Below are 20426 nucleotides of genomic sequence, written 5' to 3'. Positions count from 1 at the left end.
GGATGGCCCCTTTGAGTTACAGCTTGGCGACGATGCGCGGCTCGTCCTGCAGCAGCCTGGCGGCGGACTGGCGCAGCGCGGACAGTTCTTCGCCGCTCAGCTTGGCTTCGAAATACGCGGCGTTCTCCTGCGCGATGGGCAGCACCGCCTGCAGCGCCGCCTGGCCCGCGGCGGTCAGCGCTACCCGGATCGAGCGGCCGTCGCCCTCGCTGCTGCAGCGGGTGATCATCCCCCGTGCCTCCATCTGCCGCAGTGCGCGGGATGTGGCGGTCCGGTCGATGCCGATGAAGTCAGCGATCTCCGAGGGGGTCGCCAGTCCCTCCTCCCCTGCAGCCAGCAGCACGCACCAGGTGACGCGTGTCAGACCGTGTTCGGCAATGCGCTGTTCAAAACGGCGTTCGATCACACGCGCAAGCATGGTGATCTGGTAGCCGAGGGAGTGATGCAGGTGGAAGCGTGTCTGACTCATGATGATTGACAATGTCAACTATATGCTCGTCAAAAGCCAGCGAATTCTGAACATGCCCTCTTGGCGGCGGCCCCGGATGAACGTAACGCGAACTGCGCCCTGCGAGGCGTTGCATCATCGCGGGCAGCCTGTATCGTCACATCAGGCATGCTCCCAGGAGACCAGCATGAAATTCCGCTTTCCCATTGTCATCATTGACGAAGATTTCCGTTCAGAGAACTCCTCAGGCTCCGGCATCCGTGCCTTGGCACAGGCCATTGAGGATGAAGGGTTCGAGGTGCAGGGCGTGACCGGCTATGGCGACCTGTCGCAATACGCGCAGCAGCAGTCCCGCGCCAGCGCCTTTGTGCTGTCGATCGATGACGAAGAGTTCACCCCCGGACCGGATCTGGACCCCGCGGTAGTCGCCCTGCGCACGTTTATCGAGGAAGTGCGCTGGAAGAACGCCGATGTGCCGATCTACATCTACGGCGAGACCAAGACCAGCCGCCACCTGCCCAACGACATTCTGCGCGAGCTGCATGGCTTCATCCATATGTTCGAGGACACGCCGGAGTTTGTCGCCCGCCACATCATCCGCGAGGCAAAGAGTTATCTGGAGAGCATACAGCCGCCGTTTTTCAGGAAGCTGCTGGATTATGCCGAGGACGGATCCTACTCTTGGCACTGCCCGGGGCATTCCGGCGGCGTGGCCTTCCTGAAAAGCCCGGTCGGGCAGATGTACCACCAGTTCTACGGCGAAAACATGCTGCGCGCGGACGTCTGCAACGCGGTGGAGGAGCTGGGGCAGCTGCTGGACCACAATGGCGCGATTGGCGCCTCGGAACGCAATGCGGCGCGGATCTTCAACGCCGATCACTGCTATTTCGTGACCAATGGCACCTCGACCTCCAACAAGATGGTCTGGCATCACACGGTGGCGCCGGGCGACGTGGTGGTGGTGGACCGCAACTGCCACAAATCAATCCTGCATTCGATCATCATGACCGGCGCCATCCCGGTGTTCCTGAAGCCGACCCGCAATCATTGGGGCATCATCGGCCCGATTCCGCATTCGGAATTCGAAATAGACAGCATCAAGGACAAGATCCGCGCCAACCCGCTGCTGAAGGACGTGGACGCCGATGCGGTGAAACCGCGGATCCTGACGCTGACGCAGTCGACCTATGACGGGGTGCTCTATAATACCGAGGTGATCAAGGGCCAGCTGGACGGCTATACCGAGAACCTGCATTTTGACGAGGCCTGGCTGCCGCATGCGGCCTTCCACCCGTTCTATGGCAGCTATCACGCGATGGGCCGCAAGCGGGCGCGCACCAAGCATTCGGTGACCTATGCCACCCAGTCGATTCACAAGCTGCTGGCGGGCATCAGCCAGGCCAGCCATGTGCTGGTGCAGGACAGCGAGGAGACCAAGCTGGACCGACATCTGTTCAACGAGGCGTACCTGATGCACACCTCCACCAGCCCGCAGTATTCGATCATCGCCAGCTGCGACGTGGCGGCGGCGATGATGGAGCCGCCGGGCGGCACGGCGCTGGTCGAGGAAAGCATCATGGAGGCACTGGATTTCCGCCGCGCCATGCGCAAGGTCGATGAGGAATACGGCGCCGATGACTGGTGGTTCCAGGTCTGGGGGCCTGAGGATCTGGCCGAGGACGGCATCGGCAGCACTAACGACTGGGTTCTGAGGAAAACCGACGCCGACGGCGTGCAGGCGGGCGGCGAGGACAGCTGGCACGGCTTTGGCGATATGGCGCCGGGGTTCAACATGCTGGACCCGATCAAGGCCACCATCATCACCCCGGGCCTCAACCTGGACGGCCGGTTTGAGGACTGGGGCATTCCGGCCTCGATCGTGACCAAATACCTGGCCGAGCACGGCGTGGTGGTAGAGAAGACCGGGCTCTATTCCTTCTTCATCATGTTCACCATCGGCATCACCAAGGGTCGCTGGAATTCACTGCTGAGCGCGCTGCAGCAGTTCAAGGACGACTTTGCCCGCAACCTGGCCGTGCCGCGCGCGATGCCGGAGTTCTGCGCCAGCCAGCCGCGGTATGAGCAGATGGGCCTGCGCGACCTGTGCCAGCATGTGCATGCGCTGTATTCCAAGAACAACGTGGCGCGGCTGTCGACAGAGATGTACCTGAGCGACCTGACCCCGGCGATGAAGCCAAGCGATGCCTTCAGCCATATCGCCCGGCGCACCACCCAGCGGGTGCCGATTGATGATCTGGAGGGGCGCATCACCACCAGCCTGGTGACCCCCTACCCGCCTGGTATTCCGCTGCTGATCCCGGGGGAGGTGTTCAACAAGAAGATCGTGGAATACTTGAAGTTCAACCGCGCCTTCGGGCGGGAATGCCCGGGGTTCGAGACCGACATTCACGGGCTGGTGCAGGAAATCGGCCCCGACGGGCTGACCCATTACTTCGCCGACTGCGTGGCGGAATAACGCAAAAGGGCGGCCGTGTTTCCGTGCGGCCGCCCCTGTACTTCAGTCTGTTCCAGCAAGCTCAGACGGGCGTTTACCCGGCCGGCACGGCGTTGCTGACCCGTTTGCCGGCGGTCAGCCCGTTCACCTTGGCCACGATGGCGGCAGCGTCCAGCCCGTGGTGGCGGTAGAGATCGCCGATGGTGCCGGTCTGGCCGAAATGCTCCACCCCCAAAGGCACGGTCTGGTGGCCGGCAACCCCGCCCAGCCAGGCCAGCGTCGCCGGGTGGCCGTCGATCACGGTGATCACCTTGCAATGCGGCGGCAGGCCGCCCATCAGCGTTTCGATATGGGACTTGGCGGCGGCATTGCCGCGCGAGCGCGCCCGCTGCGCTGCGGTCCAGCCCGCATTCAGCCGGTCGGCAGAGGTGACGGCCAGCACCCCCACGTCGCGGCGGGTTTCGCCGATGATGCCCGCGGCCTTGATCGCCTCCGGCGCCACTGCGCCCTGGTAGGCAATCACCACATCGCAGTTCGGCCCCGGTTTGCGCAGCCAGTAGCCGCCGTCGATGGCCCCCTGGCGGAAGTCCTCATCGGCGCGCTTGCCCGGTTGCTCCATCGGGCTGGTGGTGAGGCGCAGATAGACCGAGCCACCGGTCTCGTCGCGCAGCCAGGTGCGCTCATCCGGGTCGCCCTCGCCTTCGCGCTGCAGATAGTCGAAGGCCCATTCCATGATCACCGCCAGCTCATCTGCAAAGGCAGGCTCAAACACCGCCAGCCCGTCCTGCGACATGCCGATGAGCGGCGTGCCGATGGACTGGTGCGCGCCGCCTTCGGGTGCCAGGGTGACGCCAGAGGGGGTGCCAACGATCATGAAGCGCGCATCCTGGTAGCAGGCATAGTTCAGCGCATCGAGACCGCGGCAGACAAAGGGGTCGTAGACGGTGCCGATGGGGATCACCCGCTTGCCGAACAGCGAATGCGACAGGCCCGCGGCCCCCAAGAGCAGGAACAGGTTCATCTCCGCGATGCCCAATTCCAGATGCTGGCCCTCGGGGGCGAAGTTCCATTTCGCGGTGGAGGGGATGCGGTGCTCGATAAAGGCATCCCGCTGTACCTCACGGGCAAACAGCTTGCGCCGGTTGACCCAGGGGCCAAGCCCGGTGGTTCCGGTCACATCGGGCGAGGTGGTCAGGATCCGCGCCGCCAGCTCGCTGTCCCCCTTGGACAGGTCGTCGAGGATCTTACCAAAGGCCATCTGGGTGGAGATTTCGCGGGTGGTGTCGATGGCAATCGCCGGCACCGGCAGCGGCGCGTCGAAATGGCGGCGCGGGCCTTCGGCGAAGAACGGCACCTGCCGCAAGAAATCCTGCAGCGCGGCGGGGTCGGAGACGGTGGCGAAGGGCTCCCATTCCTCCCCTTCCTCCACCCCCATATGGGCCTGCCACTCCGCCATCTGCGCCTTGGTCATCAACCCGCCGTGGTTGTCCTTGTGGCCAGCAATCGGGGTGCCCCAGCCCTTGACCGTATAGGCCAGGAAGCAAACCGGGCGGTCGTGGTCGATGGAAGCGAACACATCCGCCATCGTCTCGACGCAGTTGCCGCCGAGGTTTTCCATCAGCTCGGCCAGTTCCTCGTCACTGCGCCTGCCAATCAGCGCGCTGACATCGCCCTGGTCGCCCAGATCGTCCATCAGGTGCTGCCGCCAGACCGCGCCGCCCATGTAGGTGAGCGCGGAATACTGCTGGTTCGGGCAGGCGTCGATCCAGGCGCGCAAGGCTTCGCCGCCCGGCTCCTCGAATGCGGCGCGCTGCAGGGTGCCGTATTTCACCCGCACCACGTCCCAGCCGAAGGCGTCAAAGATCTTCTCGATCCGCTCGAACAGGCCCTCGCGGACGATGCCGTCCAGCGACTGGCGGTTGTAGTCGATGATCCACCAGGTATTGCGCAGATCGTTCTTCCAGCCTTCCTGCAGCACCTCGTAGATGTTGCCCTCGTCCAGCTCGGCGTCGCCTGCCAGCGCCACCATGCGGCCGGTGCGGGCGTCCTGGCCCCAGTCCTTGGCGGTAATGAAGTCCTGTACCATCGATGCCAGCGCGGTGATGCCGACGCCCAGGCCGACAGAACCGGTGGAGAAGTCCACGTCATCCACGTCCTTGGTCCGGCTGGGATAGCTTTGCACTCCGCCGAAGCCGCGGAAGTTCTCCATCTTCTCGCGCGTCTGGTTGCCCATCAGGTACTGCATCGCGTGAAAAACGGGCGAGGCATGCGGTTTCACCGCCACACGGTCGCCGGGCTTCAGCGCCGAGAAATAAAGTGCCGTCATGATCGACACCATGGAGGCCGAAGAAGCCTGATGCCCCCCGATCTTGATCCCGTCCGCCTTGGGGCGGATGTGGTTCGCGTTGTGGATCATCCAATGCGACAGCCACAACAGTCGCTGCTCAATGGTCTTGAGGTGGGTCAGATCGGGGCGCATGGCTCTCTCCTTACTCGGCGGCGTGCTGCACGGGGGCGGGCAAGGCTTGTTCCAGGTCGGCCAGGATGTCGGCCACATCCTCCAGCCCCACCGAGAGGCGGATCAGCCCGTCGCTGATGCCGTGCTCGGCGCGCTCTTCCGGAGTATAGGTCGAATGGGTCATCGAGGCCGGATGCTGGATCAGCGTTTCCGCATCGCCCAGCGACACTGCGCGCTGGATCATCTGCAGACCGTTCATGAAGGCGATGCCGCCCTGCAGCCCGCCCTTGACCTCAAAGGCGATCATGGCACCGGGCTGTGCCATCTGGCGCTTGGCGACATCGGCCTGGGCAAAGCTATCGTGCCCCGGGAAGGACACCGACTTCACCGCCGGGTGGGCGGCCAGAAAATCGGCCACGGTCTCGGCGGATGCGCAATGCCGGTCCATCCGCAGCGCCAGGGTCTTGAGGCCGCGCAGGATCAGCATGGCATTGAAGGGCGCCATCACTGCGCCGGTCATGTCCTTCATGCCGACCAGGCGGATTTCGCCGATCTGCTCGGCGGTGCCGACGACCAGGCCTGCCACTACATCGCCGTGGCCGCCCAGGTATTTGGTGGCGGAATGCAGCACGATGTCGGCGCCCAGCTCAATCGGGCGGGTCAGATAGGGGGTGGCATAGGTGTTGTCGACCACCACCTGCGCGCCGGCGGCATGGGCGATTTCAGATGCCGCCGCGATGTCCACCAGCCGCATGTTGGGGTTGGCCGGGGTCTCGAAATAGACCACGCGGGTCTTGTCCGAGACAGCCGCGCGCAGGTTTTCCATGTCGGTCATGTCTACATGGGTGATGGTGACGCCCCATTTCGCCAGCCCGTGGCGCATGAAGGCAAAGGTGCAGCCGTAAAGCGTCTTGTCCACGATCACCTCGTCACCTGGGCTGAGCAACGTCCACAGAACCGCAGTGATCGCACCCATGCCGCTGCTGAGCGCCAGACCCGCCTCGGCGCCTTCCAGCGTAGCGATCCGCTGCTCCAGCAGGTCGCAGGTCGGGTTGGAGATCCGGCTGTAGATATGGCCCTGGCGCTCGCCTGCGAACATCTCGCCGCCGGCCTCTGCGGTCTCAAATGTGAAGGTCGAGGTCAGGTGCAGCGGCGGCGTCAGCGCGCCTTCGTTGTCCTGCGGGTCATAGGCGTGGTGGATGGCACGGGTGGCAAAGCCGCCGGAGGTTTTCATGGGATGCTCCTGTCTGTTGTTGCAGGCATCATCCGATTGTTTTTGCGGCAATGGATTGCGAAATATTTCTGCACAGGTATTGATGTTGGCAGAATCTGCCAAACAGGAGTGCAAAATGGACAGCAAGGACCGCCAGATCATCCGCGTCCTGCAACGCGACGGGCGGATGACCAACCAGGATCTGGCGGAGGCGGTGAACCTCTCCCCTTCCCCCTGTTTGCGGCGGGTGCGCAATCTGGAGGCGCAGGGAGTGATCCAGGGCTACAGCGCGGTGGTTGATGCCAAATCCTACGGGCTGCCGATCACCGTCTTTGTCCGCATCAAGCTGGAGCGGCACGGCGAGGCGGATGTGAAGAATTTCGAGCGCAAGATGCAATTGATCGACGAAGTGCTGGAGTGCCACGTCCTGACCGGCGCGATGGATTATCAGCTGCGGGTTCTGGTGCCGGATCTGGAGGCCTATGAGGAATTCATCCGCACCCGCATCCACCCGGTTGGCGGCATCGCCTCCATCGACACCAGTTTTGTCTATGGAACGGTCAAGCGGACGGCAGTGTTTCCGCCTGCCCGCTGAGGCTTCTGCAGCCTTTCAGGGTCAGACCTTGGCGGCCTGGACAATCAGCAAGAGCATCAGCGCCAGGGAAATGGCCGCCCCCATCGGCAATTTCCCTGGCGTCTGAAGCGAGGCCCAATGCCGACAGCCGGCGGCGGCCTCTGTCCGGCCCAGCAGCATCAAAGCCAAGGGCACGGTGAGCATTGCAGCGCTGAAACTCCAGCCAAAGGCGGCCAGCGCGGAGGACGGCACAAACAGCATGGCCAGTGCCATCATCTTGACGTCCCCCCCCGCCAGCACCCCGCCGCAGAACAGCGCAAAGCACAAAGCGAAGACCACGGCAGCCGCCACCAGGCGCAGCCCGGTTTCCGCCAGCGGCAGCATCGGCCCTGTCAGCAGAAAGACCGCCGCCATTGCCAGCATCAGCCGGTTGGATATCCGAAGGTGCCGCAGATCCCCCGCTGCAGCCAGGATCAGAACCGGCATTGCCGCTGCCAGCGGCAGGAGATCCGTCCCCCCCGTCATGCGGCCGAATTGCGCCGCGGCACCTGCCCTGAGAAGCTGTCGACCGAAACCAGCCGGTAAACCAGCTCGCTCATGTTGCCGGTCTGGGTCTTGGCGTAGATGTTGCGCAGATGAGTGCGCAGCGTCGATTTCGAGATCCCAAGGTCGGCTTGCACGCGCTTGGCTGTCTGCCCTTTGCTCAACAGAACGCAAACGCGGTATTCGGCGCGGCTCAGCTGGGCCGGGTTGTCCATGCTCAGCAGATGCGCCTGGACACCGGCCCCGCGGGCCGCGCGCCGCTCTGTCAGGCAAGCCTCGGCGTAGAGCCCTGGCGAGCGGTTGGTCCATGTCCGCACCAGGGTGCCGGAAATGATGTTCAGCAGCGCCTGCTGCACCGCACCGGGCCGGGTTGAGAAATGAATTTCCAGGAAATCGGTGTGCTGCTTGCCGGACGACAGCGGGATCACCGCCAGCTCCACCAATTTGCGGGACATATGGAACCGGTCCAGAACCGGATCCGCCGCTTCATCGCTCATGGATTTGTACCAGATCGCACCGGGTTTGGCCTTGTCCAGATAACTGCCCAGAACCGAGCGGGCAAAGGAGCGCTCTAATGGCAGTCCGTTCCCGCTGCCCGCAGCCCTGTCAAAGAAAACTGATCCGGAAGCCCGGCCCTGGCCGGTTGATACCCTGCAAATTGCAGCTGCTTCGCCTTTAATGGCCGCCGCCAGTCCGCTCAACGCGTCCCTGAAAGGCGCACAGCCGTGCAAACACTCACACCATCGCGCAATTGGCGCGATCATTCCGGCCTCAGCAGCCCGAATGGTGTGGGTGTCAAATAGCGCATTGGTCCCCATAACGCGCATCCCCCACAGCAATATTAACTTTTAACATAGCGCTTTTAGTAACTTAGCAAGCGCCCGTACCAATCAACTCCCTATTGTGTCCCCTCATGCTGGCCGGTTCATTCAATTGCGTCAAGAATTTGACGAAAAATGCGGCCAGCCGCGCAAATTTACAATTTTAGGGCGACTCATTCAGTCTTTGGAACATGTTTTACTGAACCAATTGCAGCCAGAAACAGCAATTGTCCAAGCTGATTTCGAATCAGTTTGCAATGAAGCGGACATAACGGATTACGACCGGGCCGATAGTGATCATGATCAGCGCAGGCAGCATCAGGGAGGCCAGAACCGCCGACATCTTGACCGGCAGCTTGCTGGCCATTTCCTGCGCGCGCATTTCCCGCTGGTTGCGCAGATCCTCGGAATATGTGGCCAGCGCCGACGCCATGCTGGTGCCGAACTGCATTGACTGCAGGGCCACATTGGCAAACGACCGGACCGTCTCGACCCCGGTGCGCCCGGCCATATCGAGCAGCGCATCCTGCCGCGCCCGGCCCGCCTGAATCTGCCGCTGCACGCTGAGCAGTTCAAAAGCCAGATCCGGCGAAACCAGCGCCAGTTCGTTGCCGACCCGGGTCATGGCGGCGTCAAAGCCCAGCCCGGAATCCACCGAAATGCGCATCAGGTCCAGCGCGTTGGGAAAAGCGTCCTCAATCCGGCGGCGGCGGGCAGCGGCGCGGGCGTTCAGCACATAGACCGGGCCGAAGAAGCCCGCCCCCACAAGACCGCTCAGCGCCTGGAAGACCTGCATGTTGGTCCAGCCCGCCACCTGGGCGGTAACCGGATTGGGCGGCAGCAAGCCCGGTGTCTTGACGGCCGCAATGACCAGCAACAGCACACCCGGCAGCGCCAGCCCCAGCAAAACCCGGATCAGAGTGAAAGTGCGCAGCGCCCCGGCTTGCGAGAACCCGGCCTGCGAGAGCTTATTCTCCAGTCCCGAGCGTTCCGTCAGACTGGCAGGAACAAAGGCCTTCATCAGCCCGCCAGGCTGGTCAGCCGGCGCCTTCAGCAGTGCCAGATCGCGGGAATGGCGGCGGCGGGCTTCGCCCAGCGACGACAGCCGCGCCGCAGCGGGCGATTTCCGGGCCAGGCTGGCGGCAGCACCGAAGTAGAGCAGCAGCACCGCCGCAGCCACAGCGGCGGCGGCCAATGCGCCGGGGGCCAGCCCGGTTTGTGTCAAGAATCCTGTGACGAACGTGTCCATGGCAGATCTCCCCGGTCAGATCCTGAAGTTGACAAGTTTGCGCAGCATCAGCGCGTTCAGCACAGTCAGCACGGCAATTCCACCCATCATCGGCCGGAACAGCGGATCCTCCGCCACGCCCGCGTAGTAGTCCGGCGTCAGCACCGAAACGGTCGCAAAGATCACCAGCGGCAGCGCCGACAGCATCCAGGCGGTCAGCCTCCCCTCGGAGGCCAGCGCATGCACCTTGCGGCGCAGGGCAATCCGGCCGCGAATGACCCGCGACAGGGTTTCCAGCATCACCGACAGGTCGCTGCCGGTGCCGTGCTGGATGCTGATGCTGGCGGCCAGGTACTGGGCGTCTTCCAGCCCGGTCCGGTCCGCGAATTCCTGCACCGCATCCGGCAGATCGTCACCATAGGTCACCTGGTCATAGATAATGCCCAGCTCGGTGCCTGCTGGATCCGGCATTTCGCGGGCAGCGATGCCGATCGAGTTGTTCAGCGGATGGCCCACTTTGAGGCCGCGTGCCAGCATCTCCAGCGTGTCCGGCAGCTGGTGCATCAGCTTGTCCATTTTCTTGCGCTGCTGGCTGAGCAGCAGTGCAAACGGCACGCCAAAACCGCCAATGACCCCGATCACAATTCCCTGACGCAATCCCGCATATCCCGCCGCCGCCACCGACAAAAGCACCGTCAGCACGCAGCAGCCAAGCCAGAACAGGCCCGGGCTCAGCAGCACATCCGCCTGGCGCAGGATCTGCGGCAGTTCCCCTGCAACGGGAATGCGCTGCCAGCCGGTCCGATGCTGCGCCGGCTTGAGGATGGCGAGACGTTCAGTGCCATTGCGCCCCTGCGCGATCATCCGCATGCGGCGGCCGCGGGAGGCCGCCGAACGGCCCTTGCGGCCCAGCATCTGCCGCAGCCCGGACATAAGCAGCAGCAGGCCGACTGCAATGCCGCAATAGACCGCGTAGCCCCCCAGCTGGCCGTTCCAGCTGTGCACTTCGTTCATGAGATCCTTCAGCATCAGGCGCCCTCCGGCTGGAACAAATTGCCGTCAAAGCCCACACCCGCAGCCTCCAGCAGGGCTGCGCACTGCGGCCGGATGCCGGTCGGGATGAATTCGCCTGCGATGCCGCCATCGGCAGTTTTGCCCGTCCGGCGGAACACAAAGATGTCCTGCATGGTGATCACCTCGCCTTCCAGGCCAGTGAGCTCAGAGATGCTGATAACCCTGCGCTGCCCGTCCGACAGGCGGGCCAGCTGCACGATGATCTGCAGGCCCGAGGCGATCTGCGCCCGGATTGCCGCCAGCGGCAGTTCCATTCCCATCATCGAGACCATCTGCTCAATCCGGCCCAGCGCGTCGCGGGCGGAATTAGCGTGCACCGTTGTCATCGAGCCGTCATGGCCGGTGTTCATCGCCTGCAGCATGTCAAAAGTCTCGGCACCGCGCACCTCGCCGACAATGATCCGGTCCGGCCGCATCCGCAGGGCGTTACGCACCAGGTCGCGCTGGCTGACAGCACCGCCGCCCGACGGGTTGGGCGGGCGGGTTTCGAGCCGCACCACATGGGCCTGCTGGAGCTGCAGCTCTGCCGCGTCCTCGATGGTAACGATCCGCGAGCGCGGGTCGATACCGGCGGAAATCGCATTCAGCATCGTGGTCTTGCCGGAACCGGTGCCGCCGGAGATCAGGATGTTGACGCGCGCTTCGACCAGCGCCTGCAGAAAGGCCGCAGCGCGGCCGTTCAGCGCGTTACCGGCCACCAGTTTCTCCATTGTCAGCGGGTCACGGGCGAACTTGCGGATCGACAGCGACGGGCCGTCGATGGCGCAGGGCCGGATGATCGCATTGACCCGGCTGCCGTCCTCCAGCCGCGCATCCACCCAGGGATTGCTCTCATCCACCCGGCGCCCGACGCGCGAGACCACCTTGTCGATAATCCGCAACAGGTGCTTTTCGTCCCGGAACCGAACGCCGGTCTGCTCCAGCACACCGCTGCGTTCAACAAAGACCGTCTGATGGCCATTGACCAGAATGTCGTTGATGCCGGGATCCGCCAGCAGGGGCTCCAGCGGGCCAAGCCCCAGCACCTCGTCGATCAGCTCATCCACCAGGCGGCGGAATTCATCGGCGCGCAGCGGGTTGTTCTCCTCGGCCAGCACATCGCTGACCAGCGCCGCCACCTCGCGGCGCAGCTCCTCCGGCTCCACCTTGTCGATCACGGCCAGGTTCAGCCGGTCGATCACCGCCTCGTGCATCCGGCTTTTCAGCTCCAGAAAGACAGCCAGCTTGCGGCTTTCCCCGCTGGTGTCCGGCTCTGCTGCAGGCGGCTGCGCGCCGGCCTCCGGCCACAGCGGCACCACCGTGTCCGGGGCGGCATCTTCTGTTCGCTTGCCAAAATTCCTGAACATCTCAAACCGCCTTTCCGTGCTGAGGCTGCGCCGCGGCGGCACGGGCCTTTTTGGTCTCAATCAAATCCCGGGACAGCCGCCGGATCGCCTTGGCAAGGCTGGAACGCCCGGCCGCTGCCGACAGCGGCACCCCCCGGTCTGCCGCCGCAGAGGCTGCCGAGGGATCGTTGGGCAGCCAGTACTTGAACGGCTTCTGCAGCAGCTTGGAGGCTTCTTTGTGATGGCTCGCAGCGATCATCGGCTTGCGTTCGCGGCTGATCACGATGTCGGTCTGCAGGTTCATGCTGGCCTCAGTGTAGAAATCCAGCAGCCGCCGCGCCTGGCTGATGGCTGGCACCGAACTGCAGGTCACCATCAGCAGCCGCTCGCTGGCTTCCAGAACCGGCGTCAGCCACTCCGCCAGCGCCCGCGGCAGGCCGATCACCACGAAATCGAACTGCTGGCGCAAATGCGCAACCAGCGCCTGCACCTGTTCCGGTTTCAGCGCATGCAGCGGCGCGATCTCCGCCGGGGCAGCCAGCACCCACAGGCCGGGGGCCGCCTCGCTCATCGATTGCTCGGCAAAGACATCGTCGGGAACGAACCCCTCGCTTGCCAGTTCGTACAGGCAGCGGTTCGGCGGCAGGTCGAGGAAGCTGCCGACGGCACCGAACTGCAGATCCAGGTCCAAGAGGGCTACCTTGAACTCCGCTTCCTGCCGCCGCAAGCCGCGGCGCCGGGTCAGACAGTCCGCCAGGTTCACTGCCAGCGTCGTTGCACCCGCACCGCCGCAGGACTGGCTGATTGCAACCACCATTCCGTCGCGGCTGCCGCGGGCAGTGCCGCCACGGGCCGGTTGCGTCTCCTCTGCCTTCAGGCATTTGCGGATCGCGGCGGACATCTCGTCAGCAGAGGCGGTTTCCGGCAGCACATCCTGCACCCCGGCCTCTGTCAGCAGCCGCAGATCTGCGAACGGCATGCTGGCATCCGCCAGCGCCAGAACCCGCGCCGCGCCGCCGGTGTGGCGCAGCATCTCCTTCACCGCTGCGGCATCAGTGGCCGCTTCCGCCCCGGCGCGGAAGATGATCAGGTCGTTATCCTTGGCCAGCTGCAGCGCGGTGCCATTGATTTCGCTGAGCGCAGACGCGCATTTCTTCACCCCGGTTCCGGGCTGGAACTGTGCCACGCTGGCAACCAGGGCACAGACAGCCGGATCCTTTGAGATGACCACGATGGATTGTGTTTCAGCCTGCATCGGCCTCTCCTTTCTCTATCGCTTCAGCCGCTCTGGCCCAGTGCAAGGTCCTCGCCCGGCAACGAGACGCTCATCGGTGGGAACGGCACCGCAGCGCCGAGGCCGGATCCCCCCGCCGCACCGGCAAGCGCCGCCAGCCGCCCCAGCGGCGACACGAATTGGAATGTCTGGTTCTGCAGCTCCACCGTGACCACGGGCACATAGGGTCCGCCCAGAAAACCGAGGCTGCCGTCGTAGCTGTAGCTGAACGAAAGCGCGGCAATGGTAGCATCCGGCGGCATGGCGCCGCGCACCAGTCCCCAGATTTCATTTGCCGTGGCATTGGCCGCACTGCCCGCGCAGGTCACCGTGCCCGCATCCAGGCAGATGTCTGTGCCCGCCCGGCAGGAGGTGCCGAATTCGGGCGGCGTGCCGGTGGCCGATGGGTCGCGCCGGTGGATTTCCGGCACTCCGGCACAGGCCGGCGGCCGCACCGCGGCCACCCGGGCCGCCACATTCATTGCCCGTTCCGCCACCACATAATGAAACGCCATGCGGCCGAAATCGATGATGCCCATGAACAACAGCAGGAACAGCGGGATGGTCACGCCCAGCTCCACCAGCGCGGCGCCGCCCTGGTCCCGGCGGAACCGGCGCAGGGCCGCATATGCTTTCATCAGCGCCGTCATGTCCCGAACACCCGGCTCTGGTCGGTGATGACCGTATTGATGGTGGCACGGCTGCCACCGTTCAGTTCAAAGACACCCGCAAAGGGAAAGGTCATCGTCAGGTTCGCCCGCACCGACACAACCGGCGCCGGCGATACCCGGTAGCTGCCCGCCTGGCAGGTCAGGCCGGGGGTGACGGAGGTCACCGCAAGGCTGGCCGGAAACAGCGCATCTCCGGTTACGCTTTCGCGCACGATTTCCAGCAGTTGCGGCTGATGCGCGTCCACAGATCCGCCGGAGGAGCATATGTTCTGCGGCGCCACCCGCGCCAGGTAGCGGGCCGCATCGCGCACGCCGGAGATTGCAGCCTGATAAGACCACATCATCCGCCCGCCCTCGATGATCACCGCAAAGACCAGCAGCATCACCGGCAGCATCAGTGCAAACTCCACCAGCACCGCGCCTTCTTCCCCTTTGCGGAAGGCGGCCCAGCCACCTGCGGTATGTGTTCTGTCAGCCATCCCGGTCACCTGTACAGTTGAACAACGTCGCGGAAGATGCCGGCGTCGCCGATGCCCCCGGCGCCGCCGCCTGCGCTACCCACCACCTCACCCCAGATATCCAGGGTCGGCGGCGAAGCACCGTCATCGCCCACCGGCTCAGTCAGGAAAATCTTCACAAACTCCTCGACCGGCACATCGGAGGTCGACCCGTTGATCGGGTTTGCGGTGCAATCAATGCCTGCCGCAATGACCACCCGGCGCTGCGGATTGGAGCTTTGGTTTGGGGAGCACACCGGGCGGCCGGTCTCGGCCAGGCCCGACAGGATGCTGCCAGTGCCGCCAGGGCCGCCAGCGGCGTCAATCTCTTCCAGATAGTACTCATAGCGGGTGGTGGCACCGGGGTGGGGGTCGACGCCGCCATAGTTGGTGTTCACATACTCTGTCCGCCCTGCCGACCAGTCGCCATCGCCAAAGCGCCCGCAGCCGCCTGCACCAAAGCAGTCATCACGCGGCAGGCCCACGGTATCGGGGGACACTTCCTCAGTGTTGCCGATGCAGCTGCCGCCGCCTTTGCCTTTCCCTTTGCCCTTGGGCACGATGCCTTTGATAACGTTGGGCGCGGGCGGATAATCGGGGTCGTTGCGCTTGCCGTTCATGATCGCCTTGTAGATATCAAAGCGCACGTTGAAGATGGCGTCGCGGATGCCGACCTTCTGGCCCGGCTCAATATCGACGCCGCGCTGATTGAAACACTGGGTGATACTGCCTTCGGCCCCCAGCAGGCAGGCATCCAGCTGCGCGCCATTGAGACCGGCGCAGGGGCCCTCGTCATCGACCAGAACCTTGGCCGGATCGAGAAAGCCGAAATCCCCCGGCCCCCAAGCGGAGCCGCTGCCTCCGGAGCGCAGCAGGATCATGTCGCCAACACTGGCGTCCGCCGAAAACCCCGGCGGGATGCAGAACATCAGCGGGGTTATATCGCAAGCATATTGTGTGAAACCGGCCACGGACGCGGCGCGTGCCTGGTCATTCGGGCGGGCGTTTCCGGTCAGTGCCGCAAAAGCGGCGCCATAAGTGGCAGCCACTGTACTGGGCGTAGCCACGGCACGGACATAGACCGCCTCTGCCGGGTCGGTGGTGACAGCGGTCAAGGCCGCGGTGTCATCGTCCGGCAGTTCCGAATAGAAGGTGAGCGTGTAGTCGGTATCGCCGCTCAGCAGGCTGCCGCCGGTGCCGAATGTCTTGCGGTCGCTGATCAGATTGGCAGCCGCCGCACGGGCGCGGGTGATGGCATCATCCTTGCCGTCCAGCTCGCCTGCCGCTGCCAGTGCCACGTTGTCGGTGTAGGCCTGCAGCTCGCTGCGGGTGATACCGGTGCGGCCCAGGTCGAACGACATCGCCGCAATCCCCAGCAGCACCACAAACGTCAGCCCCCAGATGACCAGCATGGTGCCGTGCTCATCCTGTGCAAACTGTCTGATGCGGATATTCAGGCGCATGGTCAGGCAAGGCTCCCGGTTTTGATCAGCGGAGTTCAGTTTCCGACACTTCGGTGCCGCGGCGGATCAGGACGGTCCTGCGCGCAGGCTCTGCGGCCGGTTCCTGCGGCTGCGGCTGAAGGTTGCGCAGCACGTCATTCAGGCTGATCGAGTCCAGAGGCACTTCCTCGGCGGCCGCGTCCTGGTTGCGCAAGGTGAGGCTCAGTGTGCCCGCCCGCTGGGCCAATGCCAGGCGCTGGCCCTCGTCCGGTGTCACCTCAACCGTCACGGTGCGGGCGACGCCCGGCTTGTCAGTTTCCTGGTTGGCATCCTGATCCACCCCGATCACCCGGGCGTTCTGCAGGATGGTCACGGTCTTCAAATCCGCCCCCCTGCCCTGGGTCAGCAGCACATCAACGCTGTCGCCCGGCGTAACGAAGCCGCCTACCGCGGTTTCCGCGCTGACCTTGATGGCCATTGCCCGGTGATCCGGGCTAAGCGTCTGCACGATCGTCACCTTTTCACCGAAATTGGAGACCCTGGACGCCCGGATCAGCTCTCCTTGCGCAATCGCGCGGCGGGCTCGGCGCGGCGGTTTTCCGGTATCCGGAAGCAAGGCGTCAAAACTGGTGAAGGTGCCTGCGGGCCGGGCCTCGGCCGGCCAGGCAATGGTGGTCAGGGATTGCGCGGTCAATGCCGTGCCGAAGGCGATATCCTGAGAGGCGACCACAACTTCGACCAGCGCCGGCCCTTCGGGACCGCCGGTCACGGCCTGCCCGTCAATGTAATCCTTGGCCACATAGGCAGAGCCGCCCGCCAGGGCCAGTCCGGAAATCATGCTGAGAAGTGATGAAATATTCATGCCAAGTTTCCTTTCGTCGCTGGCTGGCGCAGCAGAAGGGCGGTCCCGGCTGTTCGTCGGAAAATGTGGCCGCAGGCTTCTGCTTCCTGCCGTGCTTGCCGCAGGTAAACGCCAGCGGCAGTTTTCTGGCGGATGCGGGGCATTCCCCCCGAAGCCCCGCATCCGCCAGGCTCCCCGATCGGGATCGGGAAGCCAATGCAACAAGTTAGCAAGTCGGCGCGGATCCGTCCGAGTTCGGCATGCAGGCCCCGGCCGCATCCATCGAGTCGCCGACGTCATCCGCCAGGTTGTCCAAGGCAGCAGTGCCCAGGGCCACCGCCAGCGCGATGGCAATGCCGTATTCCACCAGTGTCACCCCGCGTTCGTCGCCGCGCAGCTTGGACAGCATCGTTTTCAGATATGCAGTCATTTCAGTCTCCCATCAGATAGACGCCGGCAGGCCGGCGGTTCATGTGGCTGCGGCACCGAGCGGCACCGGCCTGCTTTGACTCTACCGGGGGCCGGAAGATCGGCGCATCAGCCCGAAAGGCCAGAAACACACGTCAGGGATGTATTAATTCCCGCTGCCGCGGCAGCCGGAACCAGTTGCCGGGCTGAGAAAAAGAAAAGCCCCGGCAACAGCCGGAGCTTTGTCATCCGCTGTTAAACGAGGCGTCAGCCTGCCGCCTTCACCGCGGCAATCACGATATCGAGCGCCCGGTCCAGATCCTCGCGGGAAATGGTCAGCGGCGGTGACAGGGTCAGCACGCTGCCCTGGCTGATCTTGTAGCTGAGCCCAGCCTCAAGACAGGCATAGTAGATCTGTTCTGCCTTAGCGATGCCGGGCGCCATGGTCTGGCGGTCCTCGACAATCTCCACCCCGAACATCAGCCCGCGGCCTCGGATGTCACCCACAATTGGCACCTGGCCCAGCGCGTCGCGCAGCCGCTCCAGAGCGTGGCGGCCCAGCTCAGCGGAGCGCTCGACCAGCCCCTCCTCCTCAAGGATCTGCAGCGTCGCCAGGGCAGCGCGGGCTGTAACCGGGTTTTTCTCATGCGTGTAATGACCGATGGCAAAATCACCGCAGACATCCAGATCGCGCCGCGCCACACAGGCGGCGATGGGCAGGATGCCGCCGCCCAGCGATTTGCCGAGCGTCACGATGTCCGGCACAATCCCGTCGTGCTGGAAGGAGAACATCTGCCCGGTCTTGCCCAGCCCGGTGGGGATCTCATCCAGGATCAGCAGCACGCCATGTTTGTCGCAGATCTCGCGCACCGATTTCCAGAACCCCGGCGGCGGCACGTTCGGGACCGCACGCATCGCCTCGGCGATGAAGGCGCAATAGTCGCCGTCGCGACCCAGAACATAGTCGATCATCCGGGCGCAGGCTTCGGCGCTGGCCTCCAGCGACTTGTGGCCATAGGCGCAGTTTGACGGGCTGAAAGGGGCTACATGCTCCGTTCCCGGCAGCAAGGGGCCTGCAATATGGCTGCGGAAGGTGGCCTCCCCCCCGACCGAAGCGGCGCCGAAACCCGCGCCATGAAACGCGTCCCAGAAGCTGAGCGTCTTGAACCGCCCGGTGGCGGCGCGGGCGATTTTCAGTGCCACCTCATTGGCGTCGGAACCGCCGGTGGTGAACAGGGTCTTGCCCAGGCCGCCGGGTGTGATCGCCGCCAGCTTCTCCGCCAGTTCCACCGCTGGGTCATTGGTAAACCGGCGCGGCGCAAAGGGCAGATCATCCAGCTGCTGCTTAATCGCGGCGACCAGTTTGGGGTGGCCGTAGCCCAGATGATGCACCGAGTTGCCATGGAAATCCATGTAGCGGCGGCCGTCCATGTCCTCGATCCAGATGCCTTCGGCCTTGGCGATGGTGCTGACGCAGGGGCTGGACAGGCTCTGGTGCAGGAAGGCATCTGCATCCCGCTCCAGCAGCGGTGCGGAGTTTGGGCCGATGGATGTTTTCAGCCAAGCCTTGCGGGCCTCGGACGTATTGGATTCACCTTCCGTATGGACGAGCATGTGCCGCCTCCGTGCAGGGGGTCAAAAGAGAAAGCTAAAAAAGCCGGGACCAGGTGGAGCCAGCCCCGGCGGGCCGGAGTTATTCCGGCCAGGGGAGTGAGTAGGTCTTCACGTTGGTGAAGAATTTCATCGCCTCGATAACGCCTTCCTTGACCCCGTTGCCGCTGTCCTTGATGCCGCCGAAGGGGGACATCTCGATCCGGTAGCCGGGCTGTTCCCAGATGTTGCAGGTGCCCACGTCCAGACCGTTGATATAGGCAATCGCGCGGTTCAGATCGTTGGTGCAGACGCCCGACGACAGGCCGAACTCGGTGGAGTTGGAGATCCGCATCACCTCGGCGTCGTCATCCGGCACACGGACGATGGGCACGATGGGGCCAAAGGTTTCCTCCATCACCAGCTCGCTGTTGTGCGGCACCTTGTCGACCACGATGGGCGGCAGCAGCGCCCCCTGGCGGCCAGGGTGGTAGAGGATCTCCGCACCTTCGGCCTCAGCCATATAGACGCGTTTCTCGAACAGCTCCGCCGCCTTGTCGTGGATGACGCAACCGAGTTCAGTTTCCGGGTCCTGGGGGTCGCCGAACTTTATCTTCTGCGCCTTTGCCAGAACCATAGGCACAAAGCGGTCAGCAACGCTTTCCTGCACCAGGATGCGCTTGATCGCAGTGCAGCGCTGGCCGGAGTTGCCGGTAGCGCCCGCCACGGCAATGGTGGCCGCTTTCTCAAGATCGGCGTCGGACAGGTCATTCAGCACGATCAACGGGTCGTTGCCGCCCAATTCCAGCGCCTGCCGCTTGTAGACGCCCTTTTCGGCAATCATCTTGCCCACCGGCACGCCGCCGGTGAAGGTGATGATGTCGATGTTCTCATTGGTGATCATCTCATCGCCAATGTCCTTGGGCCAGCCGGTCACCACCTGGAACATCTCCGACGGCAGCCCCGCTTCATACAGGATGTCGGCCAGCGCAATGCAGGTGAGCGGCGTCAGTTCCGTCGGCTTGCAGACCATGCAGTTGTTGGTGGCAATCGCTGGCGCGATCTTGTGGCTCACCATATTCAAAGGGTGGTTGAACGGGGTGATCGCTGAGATCGCCTTCACCGGTTCGCGCTTGGTGAAGATTTTGCGTGCCTTGCCGTTGTGCGTCAGATCGCAGGAGAAGATCTCGCCATCATCCTTCAGCGCCTCGGCAGCGGCAAACTGATAGACGTCCTGCGCACGCTTGGTCTCATAGATCGCGTGCTGGTGGCAGATGCCCAGTTCCAGCGTCAGCCATTTGGCTAGCCACTCGCGCTTCTCGCCGATCAGCACCCCTGCCCGCTGCAGGATCTGGCTGCGCTCATAGCGGGTCAGCTTGGGCGTATAGTTCGCGGCAATCTCAAACGCCTTGCGGGCGTGCTCGGCCTGGCCGGCCGGCACATGGCCCACCACCTCGTTGGTATAGGGATAGAGAACCGGCACGGTTTCTTCGGTAAAGACCACCTCGCCGCCTATGCGCATGCCCTCGTTGCGGATTTCGATATCGCTCATCGCCTGATCCTTC

At 64.0% G+C, this 20426-nt stretch carries 18 protein-coding genes; 2 read left to right on the top strand and 16 right to left on the bottom strand.

Translation table 11 applies throughout. The annotated features are described in order from the left end of the window. Window positions 1–16: 16 nt before the first annotated feature. Window positions 17–469 (bottom strand): MarR family winged helix-turn-helix transcriptional regulator, encoded by a 453-nt coding sequence (locus A9D60_RS22040; RefSeq protein ID WP_065269707.1) that lies wholly within the window; start codon window positions 467–469, stop codon window positions 17–19. A 166-nt stretch (window positions 470–635) separates the two neighbouring features. On the opposite strand from A9D60_RS22040, the gene A9D60_RS22035 reads away from it, so the two are divergent. Continuing rightward, the gene (locus A9D60_RS22035; RefSeq protein ID WP_065269582.1) at window positions 636–2924 is read left to right on the top strand and encodes an arginine/lysine/ornithine decarboxylase; all 2289 of its coding nucleotides are present in this window, start codon (window positions 636–638) and stop codon (window positions 2922–2924) included. 73 nt (window positions 2925–2997) lie between these two features. Here the strand turns inward: A9D60_RS22035 and A9D60_RS22030 are convergent, their stop codons facing one another. Together A9D60_RS22030 and A9D60_RS22025 are read right to left on the bottom strand one after the other, a co-directional pair. After that, on the bottom strand, window positions 2998–5382 hold the full coding sequence (locus A9D60_RS22030) for a transketolase (protein ID WP_065269581.1): 2385 nt from the start codon (window positions 5380–5382) through the stop codon (window positions 2998–3000). 10 nt (window positions 5383–5392) lie between these two features. Further along, window positions 5393–6595 (bottom strand): methionine gamma-lyase, encoded by a 1203-nt coding sequence (locus A9D60_RS22025; RefSeq protein WP_065269580.1) that lies wholly within the window; start codon window positions 6593–6595, stop codon window positions 5393–5395. Window positions 6596–6710: 115 nt separating this feature from the next. Between A9D60_RS22025 and A9D60_RS22020 the strand changes: the two genes are divergently transcribed. Continuing rightward, on the top strand, window positions 6711–7169 hold the full coding sequence (locus A9D60_RS22020; RefSeq protein ID WP_065269706.1) for an Lrp/AsnC family transcriptional regulator: 459 nt from the start codon (window positions 6711–6713) through the stop codon (window positions 7167–7169). A 21-nt stretch (window positions 7170–7190) separates the two neighbouring features. On the opposite strand, the gene A9D60_RS22015 is transcribed toward A9D60_RS22020, so the two are convergent. The 13 genes from A9D60_RS22015 to phnY form a co-directional block, all read right to left on the bottom strand. Continuing rightward, entirely contained in the window at window positions 7191–7673 is a 483-nt protein-coding gene (locus A9D60_RS22015; protein ID WP_065269579.1) for a prepilin peptidase, read from the bottom strand. Further along, window positions 7670–8188, bottom strand: a complete 519-nt coding sequence (locus tag A9D60_RS26730; RefSeq protein WP_175393014.1) for a helix-turn-helix transcriptional regulator — start codon at window positions 8186–8188, stop codon at window positions 7670–7672. Before A9D60_RS26730 ends, A9D60_RS22015 begins: the two co-directional genes overlap by 4 nt. A gap of 571 nt (window positions 8189–8759) precedes the next feature. Next, window positions 8760–9761 (bottom strand): type II secretion system F family protein, encoded by a 1002-nt coding sequence (locus A9D60_RS22005; protein ID WP_065269577.1) that lies wholly within the window; start codon window positions 9759–9761, stop codon window positions 8760–8762. Between the two features lie 15 nt (window positions 9762–9776). Next, a complete protein-coding gene (locus tag A9D60_RS22000; protein WP_065269576.1) occupies window positions 9777–10769 on the bottom strand; it encodes a type II secretion system F family protein in 993 nt (330 codons plus the stop codon). Then, complete coding sequence (locus A9D60_RS21995) at window positions 10769–12160, bottom strand: CpaF family protein (protein WP_065269575.1); 1392 nt, start codon at window positions 12158–12160, stop codon at window positions 10769–10771. The genes A9D60_RS22000 and A9D60_RS21995 overlap by 1 nt, the downstream gene beginning before the upstream one ends. Before the next feature lies 1 nt (window position 12161). Beyond that, entirely contained in the window at window positions 12162–13394 is a 1233-nt protein-coding gene (locus tag A9D60_RS21990; protein WP_065269574.1) for an AAA family ATPase, read from the bottom strand. 23 nt (window positions 13395–13417) lie between these two features. Next, on the bottom strand, window positions 13418–14050 hold the full coding sequence (locus A9D60_RS21985) for a TadE/TadG family type IV pilus assembly protein (protein WP_254656769.1): 633 nt from the start codon (window positions 14048–14050) through the stop codon (window positions 13418–13420). A gap of 8 nt (window positions 14051–14058) precedes the next feature. Beyond that, window positions 14059–14562, bottom strand: a complete 504-nt coding sequence (locus A9D60_RS21980) for a TadE/TadG family type IV pilus assembly protein (protein WP_065269572.1) — start codon at window positions 14560–14562, stop codon at window positions 14059–14061. Between the two features lie 5 nt (window positions 14563–14567). Next, window positions 14568–16043 (bottom strand): TadE/TadG family type IV pilus assembly protein, encoded by a 1476-nt coding sequence (locus tag A9D60_RS21975; protein ID WP_065269571.1) that lies wholly within the window; start codon window positions 16041–16043, stop codon window positions 14568–14570. A gap of 25 nt (window positions 16044–16068) precedes the next feature. After that, window positions 16069–16884, bottom strand: a complete 816-nt coding sequence (gene cpaB / locus A9D60_RS21970) for a Flp pilus assembly protein CpaB (RefSeq protein WP_039183789.1) — start codon at window positions 16882–16884, stop codon at window positions 16069–16071. A gap of 205 nt (window positions 16885–17089) precedes the next feature. Further along, a complete protein-coding gene (locus tag A9D60_RS26725; protein WP_039183790.1) occupies window positions 17090–17293 on the bottom strand; it encodes a Flp family type IVb pilin in 204 nt (67 codons plus the stop codon). Window positions 17294–17538: 245 nt separating this feature from the next. After that, a complete protein-coding gene (gene pbfA / locus A9D60_RS21960; protein ID WP_065269570.1) occupies window positions 17539–18885 on the bottom strand; it encodes a (R)-1-hydroxy-2-aminoethylphosphonate ammonia-lyase in 1347 nt (448 codons plus the stop codon). A 79-nt stretch (window positions 18886–18964) separates the two neighbouring features. Further along, complete coding sequence (phnY, locus tag A9D60_RS21955) at window positions 18965–20413, bottom strand: phosphonoacetaldehyde dehydrogenase (RefSeq protein WP_065269705.1); 1449 nt, start codon at window positions 20411–20413, stop codon at window positions 18965–18967. Window positions 20414–20426 lie beyond the last annotated feature (13 nt).

The sequence above is a fragment of the Leisingera sp. JC1 genome (assembly GCF_001679925.1).
Taxonomy (GTDB): domain Bacteria; phylum Pseudomonadota; class Alphaproteobacteria; order Rhodobacterales; family Rhodobacteraceae; genus Leisingera.
Note: the sequence above shows the minus strand (reverse complement) of the source record. Positions and strands in the feature narration are given on the sequence as shown.